Annotated in this window: 11 protein-coding genes and 2 riboswitches; of the genes, 8 read left to right on the plus strand and 3 right to left on the minus strand. The window is 75.1% G+C overall.

Annotation, left to right across the window (positions count from 1 at the left end):
- Positions 1–106 precede the first annotated feature (106 nt).
- Positions 107–535, plus strand: coding sequence for an STAS domain-containing protein (locus AAH979_RS04590; protein WP_346256740.1), 429 nt, complete (start codon positions 107–109; stop codon positions 533–535).
- Between the two features lie 70 nt (positions 536–605).
- On the opposite strand, the gene cobN is transcribed toward AAH979_RS04590, so the two are convergent.
- The gene (gene cobN, locus AAH979_RS04595; RefSeq protein ID WP_346256741.1) at positions 606–4,274 is read right to left on the minus strand and encodes a cobaltochelatase subunit CobN; all 3,669 of its coding nucleotides are present in this window, start codon (positions 4,272–4,274) and stop codon (positions 606–608) included.
- Between the two features lie 56 nt (positions 4,275–4,330).
- Positions 4,331–4,404: riboswitch (cobalamin riboswitch) on the minus strand.
- 68 nt (positions 4,405–4,472) lie between these two features.
- On the opposite strand from cobN, the gene AAH979_RS04600 reads away from it, so the two are divergent.
- From AAH979_RS04600 to AAH979_RS04610, 3 genes are read left to right on the plus strand one after another with little or no spacing between them, the layout of a single operon-like run.
- Entirely contained in the window at positions 4,473–5,765 is a 1,293-nt protein-coding gene (locus AAH979_RS04600) for a precorrin-3B synthase (RefSeq protein ID WP_346256742.1), read from the plus strand.
- Positions 5,762–6,391 carry a precorrin-8X methylmutase gene (locus tag AAH979_RS04605; protein WP_346256743.1) on the plus strand — a complete coding sequence of 210 codons (630 nt, stop codon included), beginning with the start codon at positions 5,762–5,764 and terminating at the stop codon, positions 6,389–6,391. Before AAH979_RS04600 ends, AAH979_RS04605 begins: the two co-directional genes overlap by 4 nt.
- On the plus strand, positions 6,388–8,121 hold the full coding sequence (locus AAH979_RS04610; RefSeq protein WP_346256744.1) for a precorrin-2 C(20)-methyltransferase: 1,734 nt from the start codon (positions 6,388–6,390) through the stop codon (positions 8,119–8,121). Before AAH979_RS04605 ends, AAH979_RS04610 begins: the two co-directional genes overlap by 4 nt.
- A gap of 54 nt (positions 8,122–8,175) precedes the next feature.
- Here the strand turns inward: AAH979_RS04610 and AAH979_RS04615 are convergent, their stop codons facing one another.
- Positions 8,176–8,922: a cobalt-precorrin-6A reductase gene (locus AAH979_RS04615; RefSeq protein WP_346256745.1), complete on the minus strand. Its 747-nt coding sequence runs from the start codon at positions 8,920–8,922 to the stop codon at positions 8,176–8,178.
- Between the two features lie 266 nt (positions 8,923–9,188).
- Positions 9,189–9,266, plus strand: a riboswitch (cobalamin riboswitch).
- Positions 9,267–9,322: 56 nt separating this feature from the next.
- On the opposite strand from AAH979_RS04615, the gene AAH979_RS04620 reads away from it, so the two are divergent.
- Genes AAH979_RS04620 through AAH979_RS04630 form a run of 3 tightly spaced genes read left to right on the plus strand, consistent with a single transcriptional unit; the run spans position 9,323 to position 10,957 of the window.
- Complete coding sequence (locus tag AAH979_RS04620) at positions 9,323–9,526, plus strand: CbtB domain-containing protein (protein WP_346256746.1); 204 nt, start codon at positions 9,323–9,325, stop codon at positions 9,524–9,526.
- Between the two features lie 13 nt (positions 9,527–9,539).
- Positions 9,540–10,337: a CbtA family protein gene (locus AAH979_RS04625; RefSeq protein WP_346256747.1), complete on the plus strand. Its 798-nt coding sequence runs from the start codon at positions 9,540–9,542 to the stop codon at positions 10,335–10,337.
- Positions 10,334–10,957 carry a histidine phosphatase family protein gene (locus tag AAH979_RS04630; RefSeq protein WP_346256748.1) on the plus strand — a complete coding sequence of 208 codons (624 nt, stop codon included), beginning with the start codon at positions 10,334–10,336 and terminating at the stop codon, positions 10,955–10,957. The genes AAH979_RS04625 and AAH979_RS04630 overlap by 4 nt, the downstream gene beginning before the upstream one ends.
- Positions 10,958–10,996: 39 nt before the next feature.
- Here the strand turns inward: AAH979_RS04630 and AAH979_RS04635 are convergent, their stop codons facing one another.
- Positions 10,997–11,947 (minus strand): sigma-70 family RNA polymerase sigma factor, encoded by a 951-nt coding sequence (locus tag AAH979_RS04635; RefSeq protein ID WP_346256749.1) that lies wholly within the window; start codon positions 11,945–11,947, stop codon positions 10,997–10,999.
- Between the two features lie 142 nt (positions 11,948–12,089).
- Here AAH979_RS04635 and AAH979_RS04640 point away from each other — a divergent pair, with 142 nt between their 5' ends.
- Positions 12,090–12,446, plus strand: coding sequence for a DoxX family protein (locus tag AAH979_RS04640; RefSeq protein WP_346256750.1), 357 nt, complete (start codon positions 12,090–12,092; stop codon positions 12,444–12,446).
- Positions 12,447–12,475 lie beyond the last annotated feature (29 nt).

The following is a 12,475-nucleotide window of genomic DNA, read 5'->3' on the forward strand; positions in this document are numbered from 1 at the left end:
GACAGGGTCGTTGCGTCCCGGCCAACGGTCCAGTCCTCGCCCGCCCTTCAAGCGATTCCTGTCTGAGTTGAGCTGGAGGAGCACGATGGCTCCCAACCTTTCGCCGGTGACCGCGCTCGCACAGCTACCCATCGACACACGTTATCCGCAGCCAGCGACAGCCCGGCTCGGTGTGGCCGGAGAGATCGACCTGGCAACCGCGCCGGTGCTCCGCGACAAGCTGCTCACCCTGTTGCGGGATCAGACTCCCGCAGTCCTCATCGTGGACCTCGCCGGGGTTACGTTCCTGGACTGCGCCGGCATCGGCGCGCTCGTCGGCGTGCGCAACGCCGCTGGCGAGGCCGGATGCGAGCTGCGAGTCACCGATCCGCAGCCCTTCGTCCGCCGCGTCCTGGCGGCGAGCGGGTTGCTCGGAGTCCTCACCGCCTCCACCGATCAGCCGCGGCGCCTTCGCCCAAGATCGAAATATCCGTTCGGGACGAGGTCCGCCGCTGCGATCGCGGCGGAGCCACCCGGCGTGGTGGTTGCCGCCTGACCGCAACCCGCTACCTGGGCATCCGGTTCCGTCCCGCCAGCCCAGCGCAAGCTGACGAACGGTCAAGGACTCACCCGGAGCCCTCCAGGTCGCCCTCGACCCGGAGGTAGGTTTCCCGCAGCGCCGCCATCGTCGCCGGGTCGGGTTTCGCCCACAGTCCCCGGTCGGCCGCCTCGGAGAGCCGTTCGATGATGTTCCGCAGCGCCCACGGATTGGACCGGCGCAGGAACTCCTGGTTCTCGGCGTCGAGGGCGTACGTCCGCGCCAGGTCCTCGTACATCCAGTCGGCGACGACCCCGGCCGTGGCGTCGTACCCGAAGAGGTAGTCGACGGTGGCGGCCAGCTCGAACGCGCCCTTGTAGCCGTGCCGGCGCATCGCCGCCAGCCAGCGCGGATTCACCACCCGGGCCCGGAACACCCGGGCGGTCTCCTCGGTCAGCGACCGGGTCCGCACCGCGTCCGGGGTGGTGCTGTCCCCGATGTACGCCCGGGGCGCCTGCCCGGTCAGCGCCCGCACCGTGGCGATCATCCCGCCGTGGTACTGGAAGTAGTCGTCGGAGTCGGCGATGTCGTGTTCCCGGGTGTCGGTGTTCTTCGCCGCCACCGCGATCCGCCGGTACGCGTCCTCCATCTCCTCCCGGGCCGGCCGCCCGTCCAGCCCGCGCCCGTAGGCGAAGCCGCCCCAGACGGTGTAGACCTCGGCCAGGTCGGTGTCGTCCCGCCAGTTCCCGCTGTCGATCAGCGGCAGCAGCCCGGCCCCGTACGCGCCCGGCTTGGAGCCGAAGATCCGGCTCGTCGCCCTGCGCTCGTCTCCGTGCCGGGCGGCGTCGGCCCGGACGTGGGCCCGCAGGAAGTTCTGCTCGTCCGGCTCGTCGAGCCCGGCCACCGCCCGGATCGCGTCGTCGAGCAGCAGCACCACGTGCGGGAACGCGTCCCGGAAGAAGCCGCTGATCCGCACCGTCACGTCGATGCGCGGCCGGCCCAGCTCGGCCAGCGGGACGATCTCGAAGCCGTTGACCCGGCGGGACGCCTCGTCCCAGGTCGGTGTCACGCCGATCAGCGCCAGCACCTCGGCCACGTCGTCCCCGGCGGTCCGCATCGCCGAGGTGCCCCAGGCGGAGAGCCCGACCGAGCGCGGCCACTCGCCGGTGTCCCGCCGGTACCGCTCGACCAGCGAGGTCGCCATCGCCTGCCCGGTCGCGTACGCCAACCGGCTCGGGATCGCCTTCGGGTCCACGGTGTAGAAGTTCCGGCCGGTCGGCAGCACGTTGACCAGTCCGCGCAGCGGCGACCCACTCGGCCCGGCCGGCACGTACCCGCCGTCGAGGGCGTGCAGCAGGTGGGTCAGCTCGTCGGTGGTCCGGGCCAGCCGGGGTACCACCTCGGTGACGGCGAACTCCAGCACCGGGCGTACCGCCGCGGCGCGCGGATCGTCGGCGCCGAGCACGTCGTGCAGCACGACGGGTACCGCCTCGACCGCCCAGTCCCGGGCCTCCATCGCCTCGACCAGGGCCCGGGCCACCGCCTCGACCCGGTCGACCTCTGCGGTGCCCTGCTGGTCGCCGCCCTCGGTCAGCCCGAGCGCGGCCCGGAGCCCGTCCACGGCGCCGGCCCGGCCGCCCCAGACCTGCCGGGCGCGCAGGATCGCCAGCACCAGATTGACCCGGGCCGCACCGGCCGGCGGCTCGCCGAGCACGTGCAGGCCGTCCCGGATCTGCGCGTCCTTCACCTCGCAGAGCCAGCCGTCCACGTGCAGCAGGAACTCGTCGAACTCGGCGTCGTGCGGGCGTTCCTCCAGACCCAGGTCGTGGTCGAGCCGGGCGGCCTGGATCAGCGTCCAGATCTGTCCCCGGATCGCCGGCAGCTTGGCCGGGTCCATCGCGGCGATGTTGGCGTACTCGTCGAGGAGCTGCTCCAGCCGGGCGATGTCGCCGTAGCTCTCCGCCCGGGCCATCGGCGGCACCAGGTGGTCGACGATCACCGCGTGCGCCCGCCGCTTCGCCTGCGCTCCCTCGCCGGGATCGTTGACCAGGAACGGATAGACCAGCGGCAGCGAGCCGAGTACCGCGTCCGGGCCGCAGGAGGCGGAGAGCCCGACGGTCTTGCCGGGCAGCCACTCCAGCGAGCCGTGCTTGCCCAGGTGCACCACGGCGTGCGTGCCGAACTCCTCGTCCAGCCACCGGTACGCGGCCAGGTAGTGGTGGGTCGGCGGCAGGTCGGGGTCGTGGTAGATGGCGACCGGATTCTCGCCGAAGCCACGCGGCGGCTGGATCATCAGCACCACGTTGCCGGCCCGCAGGCAGGCGAGCACGATCTCGCCGTCCGGGTCCCGGGAGGTGTCGACGTAGAGCTGCCCGGGTGGCGGCCCCCAGTGTGCGGCCATCGCCTCGCGCAGCTCCGTCGGCAGTGCGTCGAACCAGCGCCGGTAGCGGGCCAGCGGGATCCGTGCCGGGTTGGCGGCGAGCTGTTCCTCGGTCAGGAACTCCTGGTCCTGGCCACCGGCCGCGATCAGCGCGTGAATCAGCCGGTCGCCGTCCGGCAGCCCGGCGTCGGGGGAGCCGGCGGTCACCGGGCCCACCCCCGGCAGCGCGTCCGGGCCGTCGACCGGGCCGACGTCGTAGCCGAGGTCCCGTATCGTCCGGAGCAGGCGTACCGCGCTGGCCGGGGTGTCCAGCCCGACCGCGTTGCCGACCCGGGCGTGCTTGGTCGGATAGGCCGACAGCACCAGGGCGATCCGGCGCTGCTCGGCCGGGGTGTGCCGGAGCCGGGCCAGCCGGACGGCGGTGCCGGCGACCCGGGCGGCCCGCTCCGGGTCCGCCACGTAGCGGGGCAGCCCGTCGGTGTCGGTCTCCTTGAACGAGAACGGCACGGTGATCAACCGACCGTCGAACTCCGGCACCGCGACCTGGGTCGCCGCGTCCAGCGGGGAGAGGCCGTCGGCACTGTCCGACCAGGACGCCCGGGTCGAGGTGAGGCAGAGCGCCTGGAGGATCGGCACGTCGAGCGCGGCCAGCGCGCCGACGTCCCAGGACTCCTCGGTGCCGCCGGCGGCGGCGTCCGCCGGGCGGGTGCCGCCGGCCGCCAGCACCGTGACCAGCAGCGCGTCGGCCGCACCGAGCGTCGCCAGCAGCTCCGGTTCCGGGGTACGCAGGCTGGCGCAGAAGACCGGCAGCGGCTGGCCGCCCGCCTCCTCGACCGCCTCGGCCAGCGCGTCGACGAAGCCGGTGTTCCCGCTGAGCTGGTGCGCCCGGTAGTAGAGGATGCCGACCACCGGCCCGGTCGCCGGGCGGGGCGGGCGGGGCCGGACGCCCCAGTTCGGCTGCGCGACCGGCGGGGCGAAGCCGTGCCCGGTCAGCAGTACCGTGTCGGAGAGGAAGGCGTGCAGTTCGCGCAGGTTCTCCGGCCCGCCCTGGGCCAGGTAGGCGTGCGCCTGCGCGGCGGTGCCGGCCGGCACCGTGGACCGGGCCATCAGGTCGGCGTCCGGGGTCTGCTCACCGCCGAGCGCCACCACCGGCCGGGTGCCGGCGCACAACGTGGCCAGCCCGTCGGCCCACATCCGGGCGCCGCCGAGGATCCGCACCACCACCAGGTCGACGCCGTCGACCAGGTCGGTCAGCTCGGCCAGGTCGATCCGGGCCGGGTTCGCCAGCCGGTACGCCGCGCCGCTGGCCCGGGCGGAGAGCAGGTCTGTGTCCGAAGTGGACAAGAGCAGGATGGTGGCAGCGTCCGCCGCAGGCATGGGTGGCTCCTCCCCGGGTCCGCGCCCGTGGTCGTGGTCCGTGTGACGGTGGTCCGGAGTGTCTGGCTCCCGACCCGTACGCAGGTCGGTGACAGTGGCGGGACCGCCCCGGACTCGCACCGGGTTCCTCCGGGACCACCGCGTGATGCATTTCTCGCCGCCGGCGGGCGCCGAGGACCACGACTCTACGATGAGCCCGTGTCCGCCCTCGCCACCCCGTCCCCCCGGCCGCCGGAGGACCGCTGTCCCGGTGCGCTGCGGGCCCACCAGGCCGCCGACGGGCTGCTGGTGCGGGTGCGGCTGCCCGGCGGTCAACTGCGCCCCACCCAACTGCGCGTCCTCGCCGATCTCGCCCGGATCGAGTCCGACGGCGCGCTGGAGCTGACCTCCCGGGGCAACCTCCAACTCCGCCACCTCGCCGACGACGTCGCGGTACGCCGGGTCGCCGACCGCATCGCCGACGCCGGCCTGCTGCCCACCGCCACCCACGAGCGGGTACGCAACCTGCTGGCCTCCCCGCTGAGCGGGCGGGACCGGGCCGGGCGGCTCGACGTACGCCCGCTGGTGCGGGACCTCGACGCGGCGCTGCGCGGCGCCGCCGATCTGGCGTCGCTCAGCGGCCGGTTCCTGTTCGCCCTCGACGACGGCCGGCACGACGTCGCCGCCCTCGGTGCCGACCTGTGCTGGACCGGTGACTCGCAGACCCTCTGGCTGGCCGGCACCGACACCGGGCTGCGGACCGGCCCGGACGACGTCGTCGAGCTGCTGATCGCGGCCGCCCGCGCCTTCCTGCGGGTCCGGGGTGAGCGCCCGGACCTGTGGCGGCTGGCGGACCTGCCGGACGGGCCAGCCCGGGTGACCGCCGCGCTCGGCCGCCCCACCGCCGCGCTCGGCCGCCCCACCGCCGTGGTCGCGGCCCCGACCGGGATGTCCGGTGCCGCTCCGGCGCCGTTCTCCGCTGCGGTCGCGGTCCCGACCGGGAGGTGCGGCGGCACCCCGGCACCGCCGGTGGGCGTCCACCCGGACGGTGTGTTGGTGGCCGGGGTCCGGCTCGGCCGGTTGACCGCCGACCAGGCCCACCTGCTGGCCGACCTCGCCGGCACGGACGAGATCATCGTCACCCCGTGGCGCAGCCTGGTGCTCGACACCGGCGGACCCGATATCGTCGGCCGGCTGGCCACGGCCGGGCTGCTGGTCGACCCGGCCTCGCCCTGGCTCGGCGTGACCGCCTGCACCGGTCGACCCGGCTGCGCCAGCGCCCTCGCCGACGTGCGGGGGGACGTCACCGAGGCGCTGGCCGACGCCGGCCCGACGGGCCGGGCGGCGCTTCCGGTGCACGTGGTCGGCTGCGAGCGCCGCTGCGGCCGATCGGCCGGACCGGCCGTACTGGTGGTCGCCACCGGCAGCGGATACCGGATCGAGGCCGGCGGCACCAGCCGACCGGGCACCCCGGCGGCCGCCCTGGTCGCACGGGCAGAAAGGCAGAAGTGAGCTACGAGTACATCCGCGACGGTGCGGAGATCTACCGGCGGTCGTTCGCGACCATCCGGGCCGAGGCCGATCTCTCCGGGCTGCCGCCGGAGATCGCGCCGGTGGTGGTCCGGATGATCCACGCCAGCGGCAGCGTCGACCTGACCGACGACGTCGAGGTCGCACCCGACCTGGTCCGCGCCGGTCGGACCGCGCTGCGGGCCGGCGCGCCGGTCCTCTGCGACGCGGTGATGGTGGCCGCCGGCATCACCCGGGCCCGGCTGCCCCGCGACAACGAGGTGCTCTGCACGCTGCGCGACCCCGAGGTGCCCGAGCTCGCGCGCCGGCTCGGCACCACCCGCAGCGCCGCCGCCCTCGAACTGTGGCGGGACCGGCTCGACGGCGCCGTGGTGGCGATCGGCAACGCCCCCACCGCGCTGTTCCGGCTGCTGGAGATGATCGACGAGGGGGCCGCCCGACCGGCGGCGATCGTCGGCGTACCGGTGGGGTTCATCGGGGCGGCCGAGTCGAAGCAGGCGCTGGCCGGGCACGACGCCGGCATTCCGTACCTGGTGGTGCACGGTCGGCGCGGCGGCAGCGCCATCACCGCCGCCGCCGTCAACGCGATCGCGAGCGAGGTCGAATGAGCGCGACCGAGCCCGGCGGCGCGTCGGTGGGGCCGGCGCGGGTCGGCGCTGGCGGCGGTGAGCGGACGGCCGGCGCGGCCGGCGGCGGTGGGTCGGCTGCGGCCGGCGGTGGTGGGTCGGTGGCGATCGGCGGCGGTGGGTCGGCTGCGACCGGCGGCCGGCGGCCGGGCACGCTGCGTGGCGTCGGCGTCGGTCCGGGCGATCCCGAACTGGTGACGGTGAAGGCGGCCCGGCTGATCGGCGCCGCCGACGTGATCGCCTACTACTCGGCCCGGCACGGCCGGAGCATCGCCCGGTCCATCGCCGAGCCCTACTTCCGGGACGGCCAACTGACCGAGCCGCTGGTCTATCCGGTCACCACCGAGACCACCGACCATCCGGGCGGCTACGAGGCGGCGATCACCGAGTTCTACGACGCCAGCGCCGAGCGGCTGGCAGCGCACCTGTCGGCCGGTCGGGACGTGGTGGTGATCTGCGCGGGCGACCCGATGTTCTACGGCTCCTACATGTACCTGCACGAGCGGCTGGCGCACCGGTTTCCCGCCGAGGTGGTGCCCGGAGTCACCTCGATCAGCGCCGCCACCGCCGTACTGGGCAGGCCGCTGGTCGAGCGGGACGAGGTGCTCACCGTACTGCCCGGCACGCTGCCAGCCGACGAGTTGACCCGCCGGCTGGCCGACACCGACGCCGCCGCCGTACTCAAACTGGGGCGGACGTTTCCGCAGGTACGGTCGGCGTTCGCCGATGCCGGACGGCTGGCCGACGCCTGGTACGTCGAGCGGGCCACCACCGCCACCGGCCGGGAACTGCCGCTGGCCGAGGTCGACCCGGACGGGGTGCCGTACTTCTCCCTCGCCGTGCTGACCAGCCCCACCGGCGACGCGGTCGCGGCCGGCGTCGGCGCGACACCCGGCGTGGCGGCGTCGACCGCCCCGACGCCGGTGACCGAGGGCGGGGCGGTGGCCGAGGGCGGGGCGGTGGCCGGCAGGGTGACCGTGGTCGGCCTCGGCCCCGCCGGCAGCGGCTGGCTCACCCCCGAGACCAGCCAGGCGCTGCGCGAGGCGGAACACCTGGTCGGCTACGGCCCGTACGTCGACCGGGTGCCGCACCGTCCCGGACAGCACCGGCACACCTCCGGCAACCAGGTCGAGATCGAGCGGGCCCGGCACGCCCTGGAACTCGCCCTGGCCGGCGCCCGGGTGGCGGTGGTCTCCTCCGGCGACCCGGGGGTCTTCGCGATGGCCACGGCGGTGCTGGAGGTCGCCACCACCGACGAGCGGTTCGGCGCCGTGCCGGTACGGGTGCTGCCCGGGCTGACCGCGGCGCAGGCCGCGGCGAGCCGGATCGGTGCCCCGCTCGGCCACGACTTCGCGGTGCTCTCGCTCTCGGACCGGTTGAAGCCCTGGGCCGTGATCGAGCAGCGGTTGGCCGGCGCGGCCGCCGCCGACCTGGTGCTGGCGCTCTACAACCCGGCCTCGGCCAGCCGCCGGTGGCAGGTCGAGGCGGCCCAGAAGGTGCTGCTCCGGCACCGGAGCGCGGACACTCCGGTGGTGATCGCCCGGGACGTGGGCCGCCCGGGAGAGCGGATCACCGTGGTCCCGCTGGCCGAACTCGATCCGTCCGATGTGGACATGCGCTGCCTGCTGATCGTCGGCTCGTCCACCACTCGGGCGAACCGGCGGGCGGACGGTTCGACCGTGGTCTGGACGCCCCGGACCTATCCCGGCTGACGGTCCCGGCCACCGCCGTACCCGCGCCGCCACGGGTAGGGCGGCGGCCCAGCCTCACGGCAGCGCGGTCTCCAGCCAGGCCAGCGCCCCGGCCACCTCGGTGGCCGTCGCCGGCAGGGTGATCGGCGCCGGTCGCTCCACCAGCACCACCGGCAGCCCCAGCTCGCGGGCGGCGACCAGCTTCGCCATCGTGTACCTCCCACCGCTGTCCTTGCTGACCAGCACGTCGATCCGGTGCGCCGTCAGCAGTTCCCGCTCGGTCGCCACCTGGTACGGCCCACGGTCGCGCAGCACCGTCACGTTCTCCGGCAACGGGATCGTCGGCTCGTCGACCACCCGGACCAGCAGCCAGGTGCCGGTCAGGTGCAGGAACGCGCCCAGTCCCTGCCGGCCGGTGGTGACGAAGGCCCGGCGGCCCAACCGGGGCACCAGCTCGGCGGCGGCGGCGAGATCGGGCACCCGGTGCCACCGGTCCCCGGGACCCGCCGTCCAGCCGGGACGCTCCAACCGCAGGTACGGTACTCCGGTCGCCTCGGCCGCCCGGACCGCCGACGACCTGATCCGCGCCGCGTACGGGTGTGTGGCGTCGACGAGCACGTCGACCCGGTGCTCGGCCAGCCAACGGGTGAGTCCGGCCGGTCCGCCGAACCCGCCGATCCGCACCTCGCCGACCGGCAGCCGGGGATCGGCGACCCGGCCGGCCAGCGAGGAGACCACCACGGTGTCGGGACGCCCGACCAGTGCGGCGGCCAGTTCCCGCGCCTCGGCGGTGCCGCCGAGCAGCAGCACCCGGGTCGTCACGGCGCGACCGTAACGGCCGGCTCCGGCCGGGACAACCCGGCGGTCGTCGGGTGGTGACCTCCGACACCCGAGTGGCCGGCACCGACCCGCCACCCGCCGGTCGCCGGAGCACGCTCCGTGCCGGTCGCCGGAGCGGGTTCCCCGGCCGGTGGACCCGGCGGTGCGGCGTACCGGGCCGGTCCCGGCCCCCGCCGCCCGACCGGTGTCCCGGTTGACCGGCAGGTACCGCCCGGCTACGGTCGACTGGCCATCTGCGGCGGTACGAGGGAAGCCGGTGAAAGTCCGGCGCGGTCGCGCCACTGTGAGCGGTCCCGACCCCGGTCGGGGCCCGCGAGCCAGGACGCTCGGTCGTCGCAGCCTGTCGATGGGGACGCGTCATCCCCGAGGAGGTCTCACGCGCATGTCCAGCCCTGTCCCGGCCCGTCCGCTCAGTCACCCGGTCGTCTCCGCCCGGCTACTGTGGACGGCCCTCGCCGTCGTGGCCCTGCTCGCCCTGCTGACCTACCTGGTCGCGTTCGACCAGGGGGCCGTCTCGCGCAGCGGCACGTACCTGCACGAGCTGATGCACGACGGCCGGCACCTGCTCGGCGTACCCTGCCACTGATCGACGTCCCGCCGTGCCGACGTTCCTGTCCGTACTGCTGCGTGGCCTGCTCGCAGGCCTGGTCGCCGGTCTGATCGCCGGGACCTTCGCCTACCTGGTCGGCGAGCCGCGGATCGACGCCGCGATCGCGATCGAGGAACAGGCGACCCACTCCGCACCCGAGGTCGGGGCCGACCACCACACCGAGGAACTGGTCGGTCGCGACGGTCAGCGCGCCGGGCTGTTCCTGGCCACCGGGCTGTTCGGCGCCGCGATGGGCGGCCTGCTCGCCACCGGGTACGTCCTGCTACGCCGTCGACTCCGCACCTCCGACGACGGCCGGGCGGCGCTGCTGCTGGCCGGCGCGGCGCTGCTCGGCGCGGTCGTCGTACCGTTCGGCAAGTATCCGGCGAACCCGCCGGCGGTCGGCAACCCGGACACCATCGACCAGCGGACCGGCAGCTACCTGCTGCTGGTGCTGCTCGGCCTGGTGGCCGTCTGGGCCGGGGCCCTGGCACACCGCTCGATATCCCCGCATGGCTCGGAGGCACTGCGGGCCGCAGCGGGGTTCGGCGCGTTTCTGCTGGTCACGATGGTCGCCTACACCGTGCTGCCGTCGTTCGCGGAGGTGCCGGACGACTTCCCGGCGACCCTGCTGTGGGAGTTCCGGCTCGCCTCCCTGGGCACCCAGGTGGTGCTCTGGACCGGGATCGGCCTGTTCTTCGCCGTGCTGCTCGGCTGGCGGGGCCGGGACCGGCAGCCGTCCGTCGACAGTGGATCCGAGCGGTCCGCCGAGACGCCGGACGGTGCCGAGGCCCCGGCCGGACGGTGAGCCCGACCAGCCTGCACCTGGTCGCGCACGCCCACACCGCCGCGCTGCGGCGGGCGGTGTTCGGCGGTGGCGACGACAGCCTGGATCCCGCCGGCCTGGCGGCGGCCCGCGCGCTGGCCCGCACCGGGCCGGGTCGGCGCGGGCCGTTCGGCCGGATCGACGCCTGCTTCAGTACTCCCGCCGAGGCGGGCCGGCAGACCGCGTACGCGCTCGGCCTGCGGCCCACCGCCGTGCCCGCGCTGGCCGACTGCGACTACGGCCGGTGGACCGGGGTGCCGCTGGCCGAGGTCGGCGCCCGGGAGCCCGACGGGCTGCGGGACTGGCTCGGTATGCCGGACGTCGCCCCGCACGGCGGCGAGTCCGTCGAGGCGCTGCTCGACCGGGTCGACCGATGGCTGACCGGGCAGCGCGACCGGGGTGGGCGGATCGTCGCCGTCACCCATCCGGTGGTGGTCCGGGCCGCGCTGGTCCGGGCGCTGCGACTGCCGGCCGCCACCTTCTGGCGGCTGGATGTGGCGCCGCTGGCGGTGGTCCGGCTGACCGGGCGCGGACCGGGCTGGCAGCTCCGGATTGGCGCCCCGCCCCACGCCGCCGAGGCTGACGGCGCCGACCCGGAATAGCCGGCGGGCGGACCTGGTCCCCCAGGTATATTTCACGCGTCAACGAGATGGGGAGACGGTCGTGCAGGTGTGTTCCCGCGACCGGTCGGCACCACCGGCTACCGCGATGGCCAGCCCGTCGAGCCGGTCCCGGTCGCCGATCACCTCGATGGTGCGGATCCGCCCCGCCTCGACGGTGAGGCGCAGCGCCGCCATCAGCCGACCGCGCGGGGCGATCACTATCCCCGGGTTGCCGTCGACCCAGGCGGTGCCGCCCATCCGGGCCCGGGCGGCGAAGTGCCGGGTCTCCTCGGCCACTGCCTGAGCCCCGCGCAGGTCGGTCGGCATTCCGGCGGGCAGCAGCACCGGATCGGCCCGGCGTACGACGTCGGGTGCCAGCAGGTCGAGCAGGGTCTCCAGGTCACCGCCCCGGGACGCGGCGAGGAAGGCCGCCACGAGCGGAAGATGCCGGGCGGCGAGCCGCCGCTGCTGCGGGGCGGGGCCGTGCACCCGGTCCCGGGCCCGACTGGCGAGCTTCTTCGCCGCCACCGGTGAGCGGTCCAGCACCCGACCCACCTCCTCGAACGGTACCGAGAAGAGGTCGTGCAGCACGAAGGCGACCCGCTGCGCCGGTGAGAGCCGGTCCAGCACGACCAGCAGCGCCAGCCCGACCGACTCGGCGAGCAGCACCTCCTCCTCCGCCGTCCGGGCCGGGGAGGCCACCGGAGTCGTGTCCGGCAACTCCGGCTCGGGGAGGGCGACCTCGGCCCGGCGGCGCCGGGCGCGCAGCATGTCCAGGCACTCCCGGGCGGTGACGGTGGTCAGCCAGCCGGTCGGGTTGCGCACCTCACGCAGGTCGGCCTGGCTGGCCTTCAGCCATGCCTGCTGCACGGCGTCCTCCGCGTCGGACAGCGAACCGAGCAGGCGGTAGGCGACCGCCCGCAGGTGTTGCCGGTCGCGGGCGAACCGGTCGGCGAGGGATTGGCCGGCGAGAAATTGGTCGGCGCTCACGGGTCACCTTCTCCAGGCATCAGACGTCATGGGGGTGACCAGCCCGAGACGACCGTACCCGTCGAGCCGAGGAGAGCGACCCTGTGAGAGTACCGACGATGCCCCGTGTCATCCGCCCGGGCCGGCCGGCCGGAGGTGCGCGGTGCTGACCGCGTACGTCGTGGTGGCCGTCCTGACCATTGTGGCCTGCGCCTGGAGCGCCGCCGCCGACCTGGCCCGGACCGAGTTCGTGCTCGCCAACTCCGCCGCGGTGGGCGTGCCACCGTCCTGGCTGCCGCCGCTCGCCGCACTCAAGGCCGCCGGAGCGGCCGGCCTGCTGCTCGGCCTGCTCGGGGTGCCGGTGGTCGGGCTCGCCGCCGCGATCGGCCTGGTGCTCTTCTTCGTCGGAGCGGTGACCGTGCACCTGCGGGCCCGGGTCTTCCGCACGCTGGGCTACGCCGGCGGCTTCCTGGCGCTCGCCGTCGCCTGCCTGGTGCTGGAGGTCGCCGTCGCGCGGTGACCGTACCGCCGCCCGGGACGGGGCGACCG

Source organism: Plantactinospora sp. ZYX-F-223, assembly GCF_039649625.1.
Classification (GTDB): domain Bacteria; phylum Actinomycetota; class Actinomycetes; order Mycobacteriales; family Micromonosporaceae; genus Plantactinospora.

What these genes read in the sequence shown, in the direction of transcription:
- cobN (WP_346256741.1), bottom strand. Translation starts at nt 4,274, where the DNA reads ATGCCTGCGGCGGACGCTGCCACCATCCTGCTCTTGTCCACTTCGGAC.
- AAH979_RS04610 (WP_346256744.1), top strand. Translation starts at nt 6,388, where the DNA reads ATGAGCGCGACCGAGCCCGGCGGCGCGTCGGTGGGGCCGGCGCGGGTC.
- AAH979_RS04620 (WP_346256746.1), top strand. Translation starts at nt 9,323, where the DNA reads ATGTCCAGCCCTGTCCCGGCCCGTCCGCTCAGTCACCCGGTCGTCTCC.